The following is an 18,415-nucleotide window of genomic DNA, read 5'->3' as shown; positions in this document are numbered from 1 at the left end:
AGCAACCTTTGAACAAAAAATTAAGCTTAGAAGCTCAATTGAGTATCCTTCTTTTTATTTTGATTATTGCAATTGTTTCAATATTTTGTGTTATTCAAATAGTCATCAATCAAATCTGGCTGTCTGCATTACTCACAATAACAATCACACTACCAGCATGTATTATTATACTTAACTACTATATGCATCCTATTAACAAAATATTAACTGCCCTACATGATGGCTTCCATAACTTTTTAGATCATGACTTTAGTATTTCGTTAGCCAAAACACGCAACGATGAACTAGGCGATTTAGTCGACGTTTACAATAAGGTTAGTGAAACTCTCAGAGATGAACGAGTCTACCTTTATCAGCGCGAATTACTATTAGATACAGTCATTCAAACAACGCCATTGTGTTTAGTTTTAGTAGATGATTCAAACGCGATTATTTATAGTAACAATGCTGCTCGTCAGTTATTTCATTCAGGTAAAGCAATCAATGGTTTAAACTTTAAATCGCTATTGCAAGCACAAGCAAAACCTTTTTCTCAAGCTGTTGACTCCGGTTTAAGTGGACTATTTAATGTCATCGAAGAAGATTCATATGAAACTTATCATTTAACACAAAATAACTTCCTCCTTAACAGCAAAAAACATCAACTTTACTTATTTAAGAAGCTAACCAAAGAAATTAGTCGACAAGAAGTTAACACTTGGAAAAAAGTCATCCGTTTAATTAGCCATGAGTTAAATAACTCCTTAGCACCAATATCTTCTCTCGCCTATTCTGGCCAACTTCTATCAAATCAGCCCGAATTAAACAAAATCAATCATATTTTTATTACCATTGAAGAAAGAGCTAAATATTTACAAAGTTTTATTGAAGGGTATGCCAAATTCTCCAGGCTTCCTCAACCGATAATAAAACCCATTGAAGCCTATCCATTTCTAGAAAACTTAAAAAAAATCAAAGACTTTACTATAGAGTGCCAAGATAAACAAAAAACGGTTGATTGTGACCCTAGTCAACTACAACAAGTCATTATCAATTTAATAAAAAATGCGCATGAATCTGGTTCAAATAAACATGCAATAAAACTAACAATCGAATTTAAAGATAATCTGACAGAAATAAAAATAACCGATCGAGGAAAAGGAATGTCAGAAAAAAACCTAAAAAACGCCCTACTTCCTTTTTACTCAACCAAGTCTCAAGGCACGGGCTTAGGCTTACCTTTATGCAAAGAAATTATTGAAGCACACGGAGGAAAAATAATTATCAGCAATAGAAAAAATGGTGGCCTCAGTGTTATTTTACTAATTCCAAACACACTGACAAATAAAAGCACTATTTAAAAATAACAAAATTATTTTGCTAATATTTTCTCGATTTTCTCTTCAAAAACTTCTAAAGGCTGCGCACCATTAATTAGCACGCCATTAATGAAAAATGCAGGTGTTGCACTAACTCCTAGAGATTTCCCCTCATCTAAATCAGCTTTAACTTGCGATGCATATTGATCATTAGCTAAACACTGAGAAAATTTTTCTGTGTCTAAACCAATCGCTTTAGCCTTATCTTTTATAACGCCAAGTGAAAGGTTTCTATAATCAGCTAACATTTCATCATGTAATTTCCAAAAAAATTCTGAACTCTGTTCATTCGCGCACAAACTCGCTTCGGCAGCTTTTTGCGCATTAGGATGAAAATCTAAGGGAAAATGTTTATAAGCGAATAGAATTTTATCATCGTACTTTTTCAATAAAGCTTTAACTGTATCATGAGCTCTAGCGCAATAAGGGCATTCAAAGTCAGAATACTCTATTATTGTAATCGGAGCATTCTTTTTACCTAAATAAGGAGCATTGCCTACTTCAACATCAAACATAGGTTCATCTGGCTCTGCTAAATTAATGGTTACTTTATGTTTCTTAATTTGTTCATTGAACCAGATATTTAATCGCTGAGTTATTTTTTGTCCATTTAAATATTGACGAATTCGTTGCTTTAACTCCTCATTAATTTTATCGTCTGGAATTTTCTGCTTTTTAGCAAATTCAAGAACTTGTTCTTCTGAAATATCAGCCGCTTTGACTATATGTTGGGTAATATATTCATTTTCGTCCATGTTTTTACTCAATGGATCGAGCTGAATCAATTTAGGAATTAAAATCTCTTTAAGTTTCCCCATGCGAAGTTCATAAAGCTTCTTTTCAGCTTCATAAATTGCAATTTTGTTGGCTTTATCTATCTCTTTATATGTAATAACGTCACCATTAATAGACGCAGCAACAGAAGAGTTTCCTTGCACATCAAAACTAGCAGTAAAACACAGTAAACTCGTTAACAAACCAATGAGTAAAGTTTTTTGCCTAATAAACACTCATATCTCCCACAATTCAAATAGTTCCAACATACTAACTAATATTGGTTAGAATATTCAATCAAATGTTACAGATGATATGGAGCTGTTTAATATTTTGTAGAAGAAGCACGCTTTTAGCGAATATTTTATTCGAAATTATTAGCCTCCCTTAATAAAATATTGTATGGGTAAATATTCACATTACCGCAAACGATTAACTATCAGGTTGAGCATACATAGCAAAAACGTCTTCTCCGGTCATATTTTTAGTTGAATTAGCAAAGTCATAGTAGTCCGGCTTTTCATCAATAAAAACCTGATGGCCAAAACTAAAAGATTCAGCATCATCAAATAAACCAACAGGTACAATATATTGGTTATTTTGCTTGATGCGATAAAACAAATGAGTTCCACATTGGTTACAAAAGCCTCGCTCAGCCCAGTCAGATGAATTAAATATAGTCACTTTATCTTCAGCATTAATAGTAACATTATCCTGACAATCAACAGCTAATAGCGGACCTCCAGACCAACGCCGACAAGTAGTACAGTGACAAGCACCTATCTCATTGCTTCGACTACTCACTTCAAGCTTAACAGCGCCACATATACATTGGGCAACCTTATTCATATTATTTTCCTTATTTAACAAACTCACTTTAATTGTGATTTTTCAGTGTTTACTCAATGCTGCCTCAACAGTTGATAAGTTAAATCTCCAAGCCTTTTAATTGCATCTTCAACTTCTTTGCTCCAAGGAACACCATAACTAATTCTTGTACAACGCTTATATTTACCCGATGCAGAAAACAGTGGCCCAGGAGTAATACTAATCCCCGCCTGTACAGCTAAATGAAATAATTCAATTGCTTCACAGCCAACCGGTAATTCAACCCAAACAACCCCTCCTCCCTTAGGATCTGTGACGCGGGTATTTTCTGGAAAATATCGGGCGATGGTTGCCCGCATACGTTCTTTATTAGTTTTTAATACTTGACGCAACCGCCTGATGTTACGATCATAATCACCACTGCGAACATATTCATTAATAACCCATTGGTTTAATAATGATGAAGAACAAGATATAGCCCGTTTATAGCCCTTTGCTTTTTGCTCAATAAAGTTTGATAAAATCCAACCAATTCGATAACTCGGCGCAGCAGTCTTTGAAAAAGAGCTACAAGTAATCACTAAACCTTTCGTTGAATAAGCTTGCAAAGGCAACACATCATGCTCACAGAAATGCAACTCACTATATACATCATCCTCTATTAACGGAATATCTCTCGACTCAATAAGGTTGACTAATTCGCGCCTTTTTTCATCAGCCATTCCATACCCCGTTGGGTTGTTAATCAAAGATGAAAAAATGCACGCTTTGACTTCATGCTCATTCAGAGACTCTACTAGTTCATCAAGACATATCCCTTCACTGCAAGTCGGGATCTCCAAAGCCATCATCCCTAAATTTTCGATTAACTCTAAAATACCAAAATACGTTGGAGATTCTACCGCAATAATATCACCAGCTTTTGCCACACATTGAACAGCAATAGCAAGAGCTTCCTGCGCTCCGTTAGTAATAATTAAATCTTCATGTCTAGCAGCAACCCCTCTTTCTAAGTATCGCTGAACCACTTGGCGTTTCAGCGGTAAATGCCCATCCATAGGACCATAGGCCATTATTTTAGGACCTGCCGTTGCCAGTACCCTACGCATAATTCTAGCGAGGTTTTTGTCTGGCGGACTAGCCATTACAGGGTGGGAAACTCCTAACGGCAATATATTAGGAGAATGGACGGTATCGTAAGCTTTTTCAATTAAAGTCTGGCACCTGACAGGAACAGGTTTCGGTGTGAAGCGAGCCTTTTTAGGTGTCGAAATATCAATACTAGCCGAGCGTAAAAAGTAACCTGACTTTGGCCTAGCATCAACCTTACCTAGTCGTTCTAATTCAACATAGGCTTGTTTAACGGTAGGAATACTCACACTCAATTGATAACTCAGCTTCCTTAATGAAGGCAACTTATCACCTGGTCTTAAACTCCCTGTTTCTTGCATAGTATCAATCAACTCAATCACTTGCTGATACAAAAACTGTTGACCATTTTTTTGAATCATACTTGGCATAACTAAAGCTCTTTTTGGCAAATACTGAATCTCACATCTGTATAGGTCTTATTTTATTTTTTCTGTGTATGTTAAGTATACACATTAAGCGTATATTTACCACACTATTTGTACCGTTATGCTACAAATAACTCTTATTAAGGTACTCATTTATGAAAAATATGTTTTTATATACCATTACGGTTTTAATATGGGGCTCAACCTGGATTGCAATAGAATATCAACTTGGAGAAGTAGCGGTTGAAATTTCACTGATTTATCGTTTCGCATTAGCCGCTATTTTTATACTGCTTTTTAGCAAATTACTTGGGTTATCACTTAAGTTTAGCTTTAAGCAACATTTGTATATTGCTCTATTAGGTTTGTTAAACTTTAGTTTAAATTATGTCATGTTATATAAAGCACAAACTTATTTATCATCAGCAATGACTTCAATTGGCTTTTCAATGTTGCTATTAGTCAACATAGTAAACACTCGAATATTTTTCGGTAAAAAAATAACAATAAAAACTTACATAGGTTCAATGATAGGTATTGTTGGAATCATGACTTTATTTTGGCCAGAAGTGAAGAATTTCAACGCAGCTAGTTCTACTATAACAGGCATTATTTTTGTGTTGAGTGGAATTATATTTGCTTCTCTGGGAAATATGATTAGTGTCAGAAACTCGAGTCATGACTTGCCTGTTTTACAGTCAAGTGGCTGGGGAATGTTGTATGGCTCACTATTTTTATTAGTTATAGCTTTATATAACAATATTGAGTTTACATTTAGTATGAAAACTAGCTACATTTTATCTTTAGCTTACTTAACAATATTTGGAACCGTAATAGCATTTTATAGTTATTTTGTTTTACTAAAAAATATTGGACCAGAAAAAGCGAGTTATAGTATTGTTTTATTCCCTGTTGTTGCAGTGATATTAAGTAGTTTGTTTGAAAACTTTGAGTGGACAGTCTATACAATTTCCGGCTTTATATTAGTCGCTAGTGGAAACTTATTAGTACTTACTCCTCGCGAGAAGCTAAAAAAGTATACGGCTCAATTTTTACAAAGAAAAATCGAAAGTTTTCCAGCCTCGGATATTAAAGTTTCAGTAGCTAAAGTGAAGTCACCGAGTTAGTCAGCACGTAAAGTGCCCTTTCGTCCAACCTAATGTAAGAATCTTTTTTAGGTTGGACCTTTTTGATTTTTAAATACTAGAATCAATAACTCTCATCAGCCAACATGCTTGATTGCGAACCAATATAATATATTAACAAGTTAATCATTATTTGAAGCGATTTTAACAAGAGCAACCAATCTCTTTTTGCAATATTTAATGAAAGTTTAATTAGTATTGAGTACATCATTGCTATTATAACTTTTGCTTGTTTTTTATTTTAGTCAGTATTTAAAGCAAGTATTTCTATTAATATATTATTGACAAGGAGAAAAACATGAAAAATCTTTCAAAATTATTAGCGACTGGTTTATTTTTATTTTCATCATCATTTGTATTTTCTGCCAATGCGCCAGTCAACATTGTTTATCCAATTCATGGACAATCTTATCATAACTACTTCACAGGCAGCTTCAGCGTTACATGCAGCGGTGGTCAGCATACTGCTTACTGGTATATCGATGGTGTACAGATTGGCCAGGCTAGTTTTTATGATCAAGTAACTGTTCAGTTCTCACAAAAAGCCCCCCAAGGAAGTCACACTTTTGTTGTAAAAACAACTTGTAATACTGGAGATAAAATCAAGTTTAATATTATATAAAATGCATTACTTAAGGCTCTATTATTTTAGAGCCTTATCAAAAACAAAGCTTTTCCCCTAACGGTTTTAAGCCACATATTCCAACCCCTTAAAATGATTAAATACCCCGAAGTCAAGAAACTCCGTTTATTATTATTCAAATCATTTACAATTTAAGCTATGATTTAGTCTAAATATGGGTCTTTACTTAGTATTATTAAATAAAAGCGACGCAAAGATAAAACCTACAGAAGACTAATATGGCAAAGGTTATTATTTTAATTATTATTACGTTATTATTGGGTGCGGTTTATACAGCACGAGAAGATATCAAAAACTTTTACCAAAAATATACTAATCAGCATCAACCAAAAGCTACCACAGAAAAAACAGCGAATGAAGAACTAATAGAGTCAACAGTGCCTGCCAAACAAATGTATAAGTGGACCGATAAAGAAGGAAGAGTTCACTTTAGCGAAAAAGCTCCTGATAATCCTGAAATAAAGACTCAGACCATACAGATAGAAACGGTGCAAACCACTGAATTTAAAGCATCACCAAAAATAAAGCCTGTTTATCAACCAAACCCATCACGAAATTATACGAATACTTCATCAAATCTTTCTGAATGTGCCCGCTTAAAAAAAGATATAAAACGCCAGGAAGATAACCTAAAAGCGAGAAAAACAAATGCTTTTGACAAGAAATATAAGCGGTTAAGAGAAAAACGTTGGAAAGCTTTAAAAAACTGTTATTAATACTTTTAGCATCTAATTTTATGTATTAAACAACTTCCCTCTTACCATTTTTCTATATTCACCAGGGGTGATTTTATTTTTTAGTTTAAACTGGCGAGAGAAATAAGCCGTATCTTTTATACCAACTTGATCTGCAATATCCTGTAAGCTTAAATTAGTTGTTTTAAGTAAGTCACGAGCCATCTGCACTTTTAAATCCATTCCATAGGCTAATGCCGATTTACCAACCGCAGCCTTAAAGCGACGAGAAAAATTTCTAACACTCATATTAGCCATTTCAGCCAACGCTTTCAGATTAAAGTTTTGCGAATAATGAGACTGCATCCATTGCTGAACCTCAATAATACCTTCATCGGGGTGCCGGGAAGCCCCGGTGCTATACCAAGGCTTATCATAAGTTCGGTTGATCTCGTGGCTAAAGTGCTGTTCGATCACCTGACTGACTTCTTTTCCAAAATAATTTTCAATAAAGTACAATGTCAGGTCCACTAATGCATTAATACTACCACAACAAAATAACTGACCAGCTTGTGTTATAAAGTGGTGTTTTTGCAAACTTACTTTAGGGTATTTTTTTTCAAACTCATTAAAATAGTACCAGTGGGTTGTTGCGACTTTTTCATCCAATAGTCCTGCATGAGCTAGCAAACAGACACCTGTACCTGTTGCACATATTTGCGCTCCCAGCTCATGTTGTTGAATAATCCACTCAATCAGTTTAGGAGAGCCTTCAACGACAGCATCTGGCTTTCCCCAAATAGGCGGAATGAAAATAGTATGTGCTTGAGGTGCAGAATCAAGGTTAAAAGATGGCAAAACATTTAACCCATTAGCAAACTGAATCGTTTGTTCGGCAGTATTTAAAGCAGATACAACATGACAAGACCACTGTCTATTAGGTAATCGCTTAATTCTAGCAATAGATGTAGCCGCCGCTATCATTTCCATAGGCAAAGAAACACTAGTGAGTAGCGCGCGTGGATAACAAATAAAAATAGAGGGATTCATGGCCATAACCTACAAATAGTTGGCCTAATTGTCCTATACATCAAATGAACTAGTCAAATAAAATAACAGTCATCTGTAATACTGTTGTTATCTAAGTGAGTTATATGAAAAAATTACCTGTTATTGTCGGTTTTGGCGGAATAAATGCCGCTGGGCGAAGCTCTTTTCACCATAGTTATCGTAGAATGGTCCATGAAGCTTTAGATAGTCAAGACACGGCACCAATGTTTGAAGGGCTTGCAAAATTGATGGGCGTAGATAAAGATGAGCATCAATATATGCTCGATCACACGCTCATTCGTCAGATAGAATCACATATATTTGATATCAATTCGGTCGAATTACACCGAAAAACGACAATGAGATCGAATGGAAAAAGTATTCAATTTCAAATAGCTAAAAAGCAATTACCAGACAATATCCCCGCTAACTGGACCACCGAAGACACTGATAACAATTTAGTCAATGTTACTGTTACAGGTGAGCTTGAGGTAATGACGAAAGATACCTATACACCGGAAGTCACTAGCGCGGCTCAATTACCTACAGGCTTTGATCCATCTGTTTTGTATACATCTCGAAACCAGCCCAAAGGACTTCAGTTAACCGTTTATGGTGCTTCTGATGCAATTCGCTCATTGGGTATTCAGTGGAGTACTATTCTTGAACATATCGATCCTTCACAAATTTCAGTCTATGCAGGTTCAGCAATCGGTCAGTTAGATGAATTTAGTGGTAAAGGGCTCCAACAAGCAATGTTAAAAGGTGGCCGAGTATCTTCTAAGCAGATGCCACTCATGCTGTCACAAATGCCAGCCGACTTTATTAATAGCTACATGATCAACAGTGTTGGCGCAACTGGAGCTAATATTGGGGCTTGTGCTAGCTTTTTATATAATTTGAGACAAGGACTAAATGACATACAATCGGGTCAAGCACGTGTCATCATTGTAGGTGGAGCAGAAGCACCAATAGAACCGAATGTTATTGAAGGTTTTAAGGCAATGGGCGCACTTGCAGAAGATGCCCAAATTGCTGCCTTAGATAATACAGAAAAAGCCAATAATCGCAGAGCTTGTCGTCCCTTCTCAGACAACGCAGGTTTCACTATGGCAGAAGCTTCACAATTTTTTATTTTAATGGATGACGAACTTGCACTTGAGTTAGGTGCAACCATTTATGGTTCAGTACCCGATGTGTTTGTTAATGCAGATGCCAATAAGAAGTCGATATCTTCTCCCGGCATAGGCAACTACATAACGGTAGCAAAGGCAATGGCGTTAGCAAAAAACATTTTAGGAGAAGAAGGTATAAAACAAACTTATGCCCAAGCACATGGTACAGGCACGCCACAAAACCGAGTGACAGAGTCTCATATACTCAATGAAGTCGCAAAAACATTTAATATTGAAAAATGGACAGTCGCAGCAATAAAATCTTATGTTGGTCACTCTTTAGGAGCTGCAGGTGGAGATCAGTTAGTTGCTTCTTTAGGTGTTTGGGAATATGGGTATATCCCCGCAATAAACACGATTGATTATATTGCAGATGATGTTTATGACTCTAATTTAGAGTTTTGTATGCAACATAAATTTGCAGGCAATAAGGGCGAAAATATGAAAGCAACACTAATTAACTCTAAAGGTTTTGGCGGAAATAATGCAACGGGTTTAGTTTTATCGCCACAGGTAACAATGGAAATGCTCACCAATAAGCATGGGCAAGCCGCCATTGATAAACATGCTGAAAAAAATGTTACCGTTAAAGCAGCCGCAAAAGCTTATGATGACTCTGTTATCAATGGAGAACTTAGCGTTATTTATAATTTTGGTACAGATGTTATGGAAGGTAATGATTTAAACATAACACAACAAGGTATCGAATTAGAAAAATTCAAAAATCAACTGAAGTTTGAACCAGAAAATCCTTTTGCTGATTACTGTTAATCACATTTCAATAAAGCCACAGTAATATTCTCTGTGGCTTTTTCATCAACACTTCTCTTATTAAAAATATTAAATTCTCATCTTTAATTTGTAAGGTCACTTTTATTTAATGGGTTTTAGTATATTTCTGCGCAAATTTTTCTAGCAAAGGGTGATTGGGATCAGAAAAAGATTTCACGCCGATGACATTGCCTGTCGGTTCAATAAACACAACTGCGGGGGTGCCGCTAACACCATAATTCTTAGCGACATCATCTCCTTCTAAAACAGCTTCAAACTGGTATCCATGATTTCGCCAATACACATGAGGCTTCCAATCTTCATGAATATTAACCGCAATTACCTTAAGGCCTTTAGTAGAATATTTTTCATGTAAATCAGAAATCCCAGGCAACAGCTTTTTGCAATAAGGACACCACGTTGCCCAAAAAACTAACAAGACTGGATGCCCCTGGTAGTCTGATAGGCGAACAGGCTTACCATGTAAACTTTTCAACACCCAGTCTTTTCCAAGGTAACTTTTCGAATCAACTTGTTGTTTAACCGCCACTCCAACTATTGGTTGTTCTTTATCGACACCGTTAGCTAATGAAACGCCAGCAAAGGTCACGCCCAGCAAAAAAACAAAAGAATAGGAAACGTTTTTATTAATTTAATTTTTTTGTTTTGCATATTCATATTTAACCTACCTTTAAAATTGTTGTTATTTTTTACTGTAACTTAACATCAGTAAAAAATAACCATACTCATGTTAACCTCAAAAATGATTTTTTAAACAATATTAACCGTCAAATTTTAGACGCTTCAACGGCCTGTTTGTTACGACAAAAAGATGACTACCATTACTTCAAATATATTCGGTTCAACCGAGCGAAAAGGCTAAAGTTAGTTAAAATACGCAAGAAATAACTCATATGTAAATAAAAAGTGCATATTATTCTAAATATTCTCAATTTGGCTTTGCGTAATCGTTAAAGTTGTATATAATCCAGTGAGCTTGAAAGTACGTTTCCATATTTATGCACACTGTTTCGATGTCTGTTTTTAGTACCTCGTCTTGTTTCTCATAAGTAATAGCAACACTTCCAGCAAACCCGCCTTTTAATTAAGGCTATTAATTACTCTTGAATTTATAGGATACACATTATGTCTACTACTACTGGCACCGTTAAATGGTTCAACGAATCTAAAGGTTTTGGCTTTATCGAGCAAGAATCTGGTCCAGACGTTTTTGCACACTTCAGTGCTATTACAGGCGATGGTTTCAAAACCTTAGCAGAAGGTCAAAAAGTACAATTTACTGTTACTCAAGGTCAAAAAGGCCCTCAAGCAGAGAACATTGTACCTTTATAAGATAAGTTATAAAGTACTTCTTAGTTAAGCTAATAACTTAGCAATAGAGATTAAAAAGCAAGCTTAACAGCTTGCTTTTTTTATGTCTGGCCAATATAAAATTTATCAATAAGCTAAAATAACACTAATTAAACTAGAATAATATTTGGCTTGCAGGCCTTGGTTTACCGTACAAAAAGCCTTGATACTCCTCACAACCAGCATCTTTAAGAAAAGCCAATTGAGACTCCTCTTCTATCCCTTCGGCAACCACTTCCAAGTCCAAACTATGGGCCATGTTAATAATGGCTCTAGAAAGCCTCACAGACTTCTTTGAGCGCCTTAATTGATTAATAAAAACTCTGTCGATTTTCAAAACATCAATTGGCAGCTGCTGTAAATATGCAAGAGAGGAAAAACCTGTACCAAAATCATCTAAAGCAATATGGATACCTAGCCCTTTCAACCTTAATATAACCGCACGAGTATGCTCCATATTTCGAATTAAAGTCCCTTCTGTAATTTCAAGCTCTAAATATTTGGCAGGCAATTTTGAGTTATTCAACGCCTCTTTTATAGAATAAAATAACCCTGTCTGCTGAAATTGAAGCGCAGAAATATTGACAGAAACTCTTACCTTATGGCCTTGCTCATGCCATTGTGCGCATTGCTTACAAGCATCATTTAATATCCACTCCCCTATTTCAAGAATTTGTCCAGTCTCTTCAGCAACCGGTATAAACTCAGTTGGAGAAACAAAACCTCTGACTGGATGATGCCAGCGAATTAATGCCTCAAAACCAATTAATTGATTATCTGAAACACTCACTCTTGGTTGATAAAAAGTTTCAAACTGTTTAGATTGAATTGCTTGACTTAACTCTTTTTCAATATCCAAACGCTTGACTAGTAGCTCATTCATTTTAGACTCAAAGAAACAGTATTGTTTTTTTCCATTTCTTTTAGCTTCATACATGGCAATATCTGCATGTTTGAGGAGAATCGAAGGTTTTTCGCCATCTTCAGGGTATATTGCAATACCAATGCTAACAGTAGTCATCACCTTTTGACCTAATAATTCAAATGGACGACTTAATTCTCTGATGAGCCTTTCTAAGGCAATAATAATATTTTCCTGACTAGAAACTCGTTCCATAATAATGGTAAATTCATCACCGCCTAAACGTGCAATATACTCAGTTTCTCTCAATAGCTTCTTGAGTCTCTTAGCCACCGCCTGTAATAGCTGATCACCTACATCATGGCCAAGAGAGTCATTAATTAGCTTAAATCCATCCAGATCAAAAAATAACAGTGCTATTTTCTCATTGTACCGAGAGGCAAAATTAATCGCATGTGTTAAGTGCTCTTGAAACAAAGAGCGGTTCGGTAGTTGCGTTAATTGATCATAATTAGCTAAATGTCTTAACTGACTTTCAGTATCTTTCAAATCGCTAATATCTTTTCGTGTACCCGCAATACACAATGGAGAACCATCAACATCCCGCTTAACAACCCTCCCCCTTGAAAGGCCCCACCGCCACGATTGTTTTGCTTGATCAAAAATTCTAAATTGTGCTTCGTAATGCTCTTGTTCACCATTAAGATATTCATCGATTGCGGCTTTTGTTCTCTCTTGATCATCAGGATGAATACTATTAAATACCGTATCAAAATCACTCACACTTTCTTTAGCATCGCTATCTTGTTTAAAATTGTTAGTTAACTGTATTTGGTTAGTTTTTAAGTCCCATTGCCAAAGTTCATCACCACTTCCCCAAAGAACATCTCTTAACCGAGACTCACTCTGCCTAACTGCTTCTATAGCCATTAACTCCTGTGCTAGCTTTTTCTTACGAAGATAAACAAAAATACTAATAAGACTTATAAAAATAAAACAATATAATGCATACGCATAATGGCTTTTCCAAAATGGAGGGTGAACAACAATATCTAATGTAGCAAATGACTCTCCCCAATTGCCATCATGATTAGATGCTTTAACCTGAAATTGATACTGTCCCGCGGGCAAATGAGTATAACTTGCACTGTTTTGAGTACCAGAAGACAGCCAATCTTTGTCAACTCCGTTTAACTTATATTGATATTTATTTAAATTAGGATAGGCGTAATCTAACCCGGAAAATGAAAAAGTAATTAAGCTATCTTCTGGGAAAAAATTCACCGGCTGCTTTATTGAAAGTGGGTAGAATGTTTTCATTGGTCGATGTAATTTTTTTATACCTGTGAACCTTACTTTAGGAATAAATTGGCTTTCGAACAATAAATCAGGATTAAATCGAATAATTTCGTTACCTCCAAGATAGAAAAAACCTTGTTCATCAGCATACGATGATGCTTCATAAAAGCTTCTACCTTCTGCACTTAAAATAGGAAAATACTTAACTCTCCCTTGAACAACATCTAAATAACCAACATTTTCAGATGTAGTAAACCAAAGCTTATCTCCTTTTTTTGAAATAAAATTTAATATTTTGTGAGTTCCAAAACGATCAATATCTGAAAAAAAATCTACTTTGAAAGAAGGGTTTTGCTTAATCTTTATACGATTTATTCCTCCAGTAGCTGTCGCAACCCAAAGAGAGTCTTGATCAAGATAAAGGTCATTAATAATATTACTAGAAATTTTGTTTTTTCCATTAACATTAAAATTAATAATCTCTTTAGTCTTTCTATTAAGCCTATATAAACCAGTGGTACTACCTAACCACATATAATCCTTATCAACAGGAATAATGCTCGTAAAATATTCTGACTCAACCGTTTTTGGGGACTCTACCGAGTCAAAGACTAGTTCAACTTCATTGGTATACGGATTAAATAAATGAATAGTCGCAGCATTACTCGATGCATAAAACCAACCATTGCCCGCTTCTAATAAGTCATAAAAACCTGCTTTTATAACATTCCCAGATTTAGCTTTAAATGCTCTAAAATGTTTTACCTGTCCTGTTTGTTTATTAAATAAATCAATGCCAGTATCAGTACCTAACAATAAATGCTCCTCATCAACCTCCCGCACTTTCCATATAACACCCGCTGAAACAGAACGATCGTCATCAGGCACATTAGTATATTGTTTAACCACACCGCTTTGCGGATCCCAACGCTCTAAACCAAGCTCTGTCCCTATCCAAATATATCCTTTGTTATCTTTTACAAATGAAGTTGAAAGAGCTTCATTAATACCGTCAGTTTTTCCAGGAGTATGGCGGAGAAAGTCAAAGTTAAATGTTGCTGGGTTAAACGATGCAGCTCCTCCAGCAGTTGCAATCCAGATTAAACCTGACTCATCTTCTGTAATCATACGAACAGCATTATTAGGCAGGCTACTCGGCTGTAAGGGTTGATAATTAATATGATAAGTTTTATTTTTTTTGAGATCGATAATATCAATTCCATCATTCCAATAACCAATCCAAATAAGCCCAGAACTATCTCGAAATAAACTCCATATATTATTGGACCTCAATTTGATTTTAGATTTTAAATCGGTACTTAATTTTTCAACTTTTTTAGTATCTAAATCCACTTCATAAATACCAAAATTATCTACACCAAACCAAACAGTTTTATCATCAACCTGAACCGCTGATGTAATGTACTTCGAATCAAACTCATTTTTTACTTCATGTAGTTCACCAGTAGAAAAATCAATATAAAATAACCCAACAATCCCCCCTATCCATAGTCGCTTTCCCTTTTCTTCAAGCAAGGTATGAATATTTCTTAAAAAACCACTTTGATTTGGTTTAGGTCGTGATAAATAATTCTTAAACTGACCCGTTTCAGGTGAATAGCGGGACACACCAACTAACGTGCCAAACCAAATATATCCATTGCTGTCTTCCAGTATTTTTCTAACATTATTATTACCCAAACTGTTCTCATCATTAGGATTATGCTGTATATGTTGAAGTCGATGTGACTTTTTTTTAAGTAAATATAAGCCATTATCAGTTGCAAACCATAAATTGCCATGAGAATCTTCTAAAGAAGAGTAAACATTCCCATTTAAAGGGACGAGCATTTCTCCGCTATCAGGTAACACAGAAATAAATCGATACCCTGTATATAACCGAGCCCCTGCATCAGTGCTAAATAGTAGGTAACCGCTATTAAGCGGTTCAATGTTATTAATAAACTCAGAAGGAATACTGTCCATTCGCAGAACCTGTCTAACATTAAGTTCTTGTGAATAAACTTGCAGACTCACTAGAAGTATCACTAGGCTATTGACTAGCTTAATAGCGCGCAAACTAATGCTATAACATTTTCTAATATTATAATTTTTGATTAGTTATACCCCAAAAAATAATTGATAAATCAACACTTAGATCTTCACCAGTAAAGTATAGACAAACTTAGACCAATGTCGAACGAACTAGCTCCTAGTAAAGTCTACCAAGCGTTTCTAGAGCGCTATTGATCCGCTTTATTTTCACAACAAGATTAATGCTCACCGCTATTGCAATTAGTTCTAACTTCTGGCGGTAAACAGGTATAAAACCATTTATAACCTTTGGTTATATTGAGTAATGTACCTTTTTCTAGATATACACGACTCCTATAGGCCCGTTACTTTATGACTTAATTTATTCTTGATAATTACTTTCTTACAAATTGCGTATTTGTACCACATGCATCCCTTCAAGATATTTGTTAGACTCCTCTGAAAATCTATAAATTGAATAACAAAAAGACAAAGCTAACTAACCAGAACCGGGAATAAGAAAGCCAATATATTGATAATATTTAAGTAGTTATTGATTTATCGATAAGAATTAAGGCAAAAACTCAATCAAAGCTTAGCTTCTACCTGTCATACTAAAAGACTAAAATGGTTAACAGTTAAGCTAGATGAGTAATCTTAATTTCGAGTTCAAGTTGATTATAAAACTAACTAAAAGAGTCATTCTATGCTTAATACAACCTCACCAACTTTACCTAAATTAGGTTTAATTGTTCTAGCAGCAGTACTTTCATCCTGCTCTAATGATACCCCTGAAACTGCCAAACCAGCCACTGCCACATCAGTTATCGATAACCAGATAAGCCCGGTTAGCTACCCCGAAACTAAGAAAGGCAATGTGGTGGATCAATACTTCGATAGCAAAGTTGCCGATCCTTATCGCTGGTTAGAAGATGATCGTAGCCTTGAGACAGGGGAATGGGTTAAAGCGCAAAACAAAGTCACCTTTGATTACCTAAGTAAAATTCCTTATCGTTCTCAGTTGAAAAAACGATTAGAAACTTTGTGGAATTATGAAAAAATAGGTTCACCTTTTAAAGAAGGAAAATATACCTACTTTTACAAAAATAATGGCTTGCAAAATCAATATGTTGTTTATCGTCAGCAAGAAGGTGGTGAAGCTGAAGTATTTCTAGATCCTAATACATTTAGCGAAGATGGTACAACATCACTTGGTCAGTTGAGCTTTTCTAAAGATGGCACAATCGCAGCTTATGCAATTTCTGAAGGCGGCAGTGATTGGCGAAAAATCATTATTATTGATGCAGAAACGAAAAAAGTCATCGAAGAACCACTGGTTGATATTAAGTTCTCGGGTATCTCTTGGAAAGGTAATGAAGGCTTTTATTATTCAAGCTATGACAAGCCCGAAGGTAGTGAATTATCAGCTAAAACCGATCAACATAAGCTTTATTATCATCGCTTAGGTCAACCGCAAAAACAAGACGCCGTTATATTTGGAGCAACTGACGCTCAAAAAAGACGATATGTAGGTGGGAGTGTCACCGAAGACGATAAATACCTACTCATTTCTGCATCAGTTTCAACTTCAGGTAACGAGCTTTATATTCAAGATCTGAGTACTCCAAATGCTCCACTTGTAACAATAATGGACAATACTGATTCAGATACTTATGTTTTAGAAAATGTTGGTACTAAGTTATATCTAGTGACTAATTTAAATGCACCAAATCAAAAAATTGTTACTGCTGATGCCCACAAACCAACACCTGAAAACTGGGTAGACTTTATCCCTGAAACAGAAAATGTACTACGTCCATCAACGGGTGGAGGCTACTTTTTTGCTCGATATATGGTTGATGCGATTTCAAAAATTATTCAGTACAACTATCAAGGGAAAATGATTCGAGAAGTAAGTCTGCCAGGAGCAGGAACAGCCAGCGCCATTGGAGGAAAAAAAGAAGATAAAAATCTTTACTATTCATTTACCAATTATAAAACGCCAAGTACTATTTATTCATTTAATGTTGATCAAGGAAAATCGACTATATACAGAAAGTCTGGAGCACAATTTAATAGTGATGATTATGTTTCTGAGCAAGTTTTCTACCAGTCAAAAGATGGTACAAAAATTCCTATGATGATCACTCATAAAAAAGGAATAAAGCTTAATGGGAAAAACCCTACTATTTTGTACGGCTATGGTGGTTTTAATGTCAGCTTAACTCCTTCTTTTAGTATTCCTAATGCAGTCTGGATGGAACAGGGAGGCGTTTATGCTGTTCCTAATCTAAGAGGTGGTGGAGAATATGGAAAAAAATGGCACAATGCAGGTACTCAATTAAATAAGCAAAATGTTTTTGATGACTTTATTAGTGCTGCAGAATATTTAATTGATAAAAAATACACATCCAGTAAATTTTTAGCAATACGAGGCGGCTCAAACGGAGGGCTACTCGTTGGTGCAGTTATGACACAAAGACCTGATCTGATGAGAGTTGCTCTACCAGCCGTTGGTGTGCTCGATATGTTACGTTACCACACTTTTACCGCTGGTGCAGGTTGGGCATATGATTATGGTACAGCAGAACAAAGCAAAGAAATGTTCAATTATTTACTGCAATACTCTCCTCTTCATAATGTTAAAAAAGGTGTCCAATACCCAGCAACACTAGTCACTACAGGTGACCATGATGATAGAGTTGTACCAGCGCACTCATTTAAATTTGCAGCAGAATTGCAAGCGAAACAGACAGGAAATGCACCAACATTAATCAGAATTGAAACGAATGCAGGTCATGGTGCAGGTACACCAATATCTAAAACCATCGAGCAATATTCAGATATTTTTGGATTTACATTATTTAACATGGGTATTGAATCGCTTCCTCAGTAAGTTACCGTTTATAATGTA

At 35.5% G+C, this 18,415-nt stretch carries 13 protein-coding genes; 7 read left to right on the top strand and 6 right to left on the bottom strand.

Features of this window, described 5'->3' with window-relative positions:
• Positions 1–8 precede the first annotated feature (8 nt).
• Positions 9–1,340 carry a sensor histidine kinase gene (locus ACT5E3_RS07255; RefSeq protein WP_444997635.1) on the top strand — a complete coding sequence of 444 codons (1,332 nt, stop codon included), beginning with the start codon at positions 9–11 and terminating at the stop codon, positions 1,338–1,340.
• 11 nt (positions 1,341–1,351) lie between these two features.
• Here ACT5E3_RS07255 and ACT5E3_RS07250 read toward each other — a convergent pair whose 3' ends face one another.
• From ACT5E3_RS07250 to ACT5E3_RS07240, 3 genes are all read right to left on the bottom strand, one after another.
• Complete coding sequence (locus ACT5E3_RS07250) at positions 1,352–2,368, bottom strand: DsbA family protein (protein WP_444997634.1); 1,017 nt, start codon at positions 2,366–2,368, stop codon at positions 1,352–1,354.
• 196 nt (positions 2,369–2,564) lie between these two features.
• Positions 2,565–2,981 (bottom strand): GFA family protein, encoded by a 417-nt coding sequence (locus ACT5E3_RS07245; RefSeq protein ID WP_444997633.1) that lies wholly within the window; start codon positions 2,979–2,981, stop codon positions 2,565–2,567.
• 53 nt (positions 2,982–3,034) lie between these two features.
• Positions 3,035–4,480 (bottom strand): aminotransferase-like domain-containing protein, encoded by a 1,446-nt coding sequence (locus tag ACT5E3_RS07240; protein WP_444997632.1) that lies wholly within the window; start codon positions 4,478–4,480, stop codon positions 3,035–3,037.
• A 152-nt stretch (positions 4,481–4,632) separates the two neighbouring features.
• On the opposite strand from ACT5E3_RS07240, the gene ACT5E3_RS07235 reads away from it, so the two are divergent.
• The 3 genes from ACT5E3_RS07235 to ACT5E3_RS07225 all read left to right on the top strand — a co-directional run bounded on the left by ACT5E3_RS07235 (position 4,633) and on the right by ACT5E3_RS07225 (position 6,981).
• Positions 4,633–5,604, top strand: coding sequence for a DMT family transporter (locus tag ACT5E3_RS07235; protein WP_444997631.1), 972 nt, complete (start codon positions 4,633–4,635; stop codon positions 5,602–5,604).
• 316 nt (positions 5,605–5,920) lie between these two features.
• Positions 5,921–6,244 carry a hypothetical protein gene (locus ACT5E3_RS07230; RefSeq protein ID WP_444997630.1) on the top strand — a complete coding sequence of 108 codons (324 nt, stop codon included), beginning with the start codon at positions 5,921–5,923 and terminating at the stop codon, positions 6,242–6,244.
• 239 nt (positions 6,245–6,483) lie between these two features.
• Positions 6,484–6,981, top strand: a complete 498-nt coding sequence (locus ACT5E3_RS07225; RefSeq protein ID WP_444997629.1) for a DUF4124 domain-containing protein — start codon at positions 6,484–6,486, stop codon at positions 6,979–6,981.
• Positions 6,982–6,999: 18 nt separating this feature from the next.
• Here ACT5E3_RS07225 and ACT5E3_RS07220 read toward each other — a convergent pair whose 3' ends face one another.
• The gene (locus tag ACT5E3_RS07220; protein WP_444997628.1) at positions 7,000–7,989 is read right to left on the bottom strand and encodes a GlxA family transcriptional regulator; all 990 of its coding nucleotides are present in this window, start codon (positions 7,987–7,989) and stop codon (positions 7,000–7,002) included.
• A gap of 104 nt (positions 7,990–8,093) precedes the next feature.
• Here ACT5E3_RS07220 and ACT5E3_RS07215 point away from each other — a divergent pair, with 104 nt between their 5' ends.
• Positions 8,094–9,935 (top strand): beta-ketoacyl synthase, encoded by a 1,842-nt coding sequence (locus tag ACT5E3_RS07215; RefSeq protein WP_444997627.1) that lies wholly within the window; start codon positions 8,094–8,096, stop codon positions 9,933–9,935.
• A 106-nt stretch (positions 9,936–10,041) separates the two neighbouring features.
• On the opposite strand, the gene ACT5E3_RS07210 is transcribed toward ACT5E3_RS07215, so the two are convergent.
• A complete protein-coding gene (locus tag ACT5E3_RS07210; protein WP_444997626.1) occupies positions 10,042–10,545 on the bottom strand; it encodes a peroxiredoxin family protein in 504 nt (167 codons plus the stop codon).
• A 536-nt stretch (positions 10,546–11,081) separates the two neighbouring features.
• Between ACT5E3_RS07210 and ACT5E3_RS07205 the strand changes: the two genes are divergently transcribed.
• Complete coding sequence (locus ACT5E3_RS07205) at positions 11,082–11,288, top strand: cold-shock protein (protein ID WP_444997625.1); 207 nt, start codon at positions 11,082–11,084, stop codon at positions 11,286–11,288.
• 133 nt (positions 11,289–11,421) lie between these two features.
• On the opposite strand, the gene ACT5E3_RS07200 is transcribed toward ACT5E3_RS07205, so the two are convergent.
• Entirely contained in the window at positions 11,422–15,453 is a 4,032-nt protein-coding gene (locus tag ACT5E3_RS07200) for an EAL domain-containing protein (RefSeq protein ID WP_444997624.1), read from the bottom strand.
• A gap of 754 nt (positions 15,454–16,207) precedes the next feature.
• Between ACT5E3_RS07200 and ACT5E3_RS07195 the strand changes: the two genes are divergently transcribed.
• On the top strand, positions 16,208–18,397 hold the full coding sequence (locus ACT5E3_RS07195; RefSeq protein ID WP_444997623.1) for a prolyl oligopeptidase family serine peptidase: 2,190 nt from the start codon (positions 16,208–16,210) through the stop codon (positions 18,395–18,397).
• The last annotated feature ends 18 nt before the right edge of the window (positions 18,398–18,415 follow it).

Source organism: Aliikangiella litoralis (assembly GCF_052495765.1).
Note: the sequence above shows the minus strand (reverse complement) of the source record. Positions and strands in the feature narration are given on the sequence as shown.

Bases quoted from the DNA above. Each gene is read 5' to 3' on its own strand.
- ACT5E3_RS07245 (WP_444997633.1), bottom strand. From the start codon at position 2,981: ATGAATAAGGTTGCCCAATGTATATGTGGCGCTGTTAAGCTTGAAGTG.
- ACT5E3_RS07240 (WP_444997632.1), bottom strand. From the start codon at position 4,480: ATGCCAAGTATGATTCAAAAAAATGGTCAACAGTTTTTGTATCAGCAA.
- ACT5E3_RS07235 (WP_444997631.1), top strand. From the start codon at position 4,633: ATGAAAAATATGTTTTTATATACCATTACGGTTTTAATATGGGGCTCA.
- ACT5E3_RS07230 (WP_444997630.1), top strand. From the start codon at position 5,921: ATGAAAAATCTTTCAAAATTATTAGCGACTGGTTTATTTTTATTTTCA.
- ACT5E3_RS07225 (WP_444997629.1), top strand. From the start codon at position 6,484: ATGGCAAAGGTTATTATTTTAATTATTATTACGTTATTATTGGGTGCG.
- ACT5E3_RS07220 (WP_444997628.1), bottom strand. From the start codon at position 7,989: ATGAATCCCTCTATTTTTATTTGTTATCCACGCGCGCTACTCACTAGT.
- ACT5E3_RS07215 (WP_444997627.1), top strand. From the start codon at position 8,094: ATGAAAAAATTACCTGTTATTGTCGGTTTTGGCGGAATAAATGCCGCT.
- ACT5E3_RS07205 (WP_444997625.1), top strand. From the start codon at position 11,082: ATGTCTACTACTACTGGCACCGTTAAATGGTTCAACGAATCTAAAGGT.
- ACT5E3_RS07200 (WP_444997624.1), bottom strand. From the start codon at position 15,453: ATGGACAGTATTCCTTCTGAGTTTATTAATAACATTGAACCGCTTAAT.
- ACT5E3_RS07195 (WP_444997623.1), top strand. From the start codon at position 16,208: ATGCTTAATACAACCTCACCAACTTTACCTAAATTAGGTTTAATTGTT.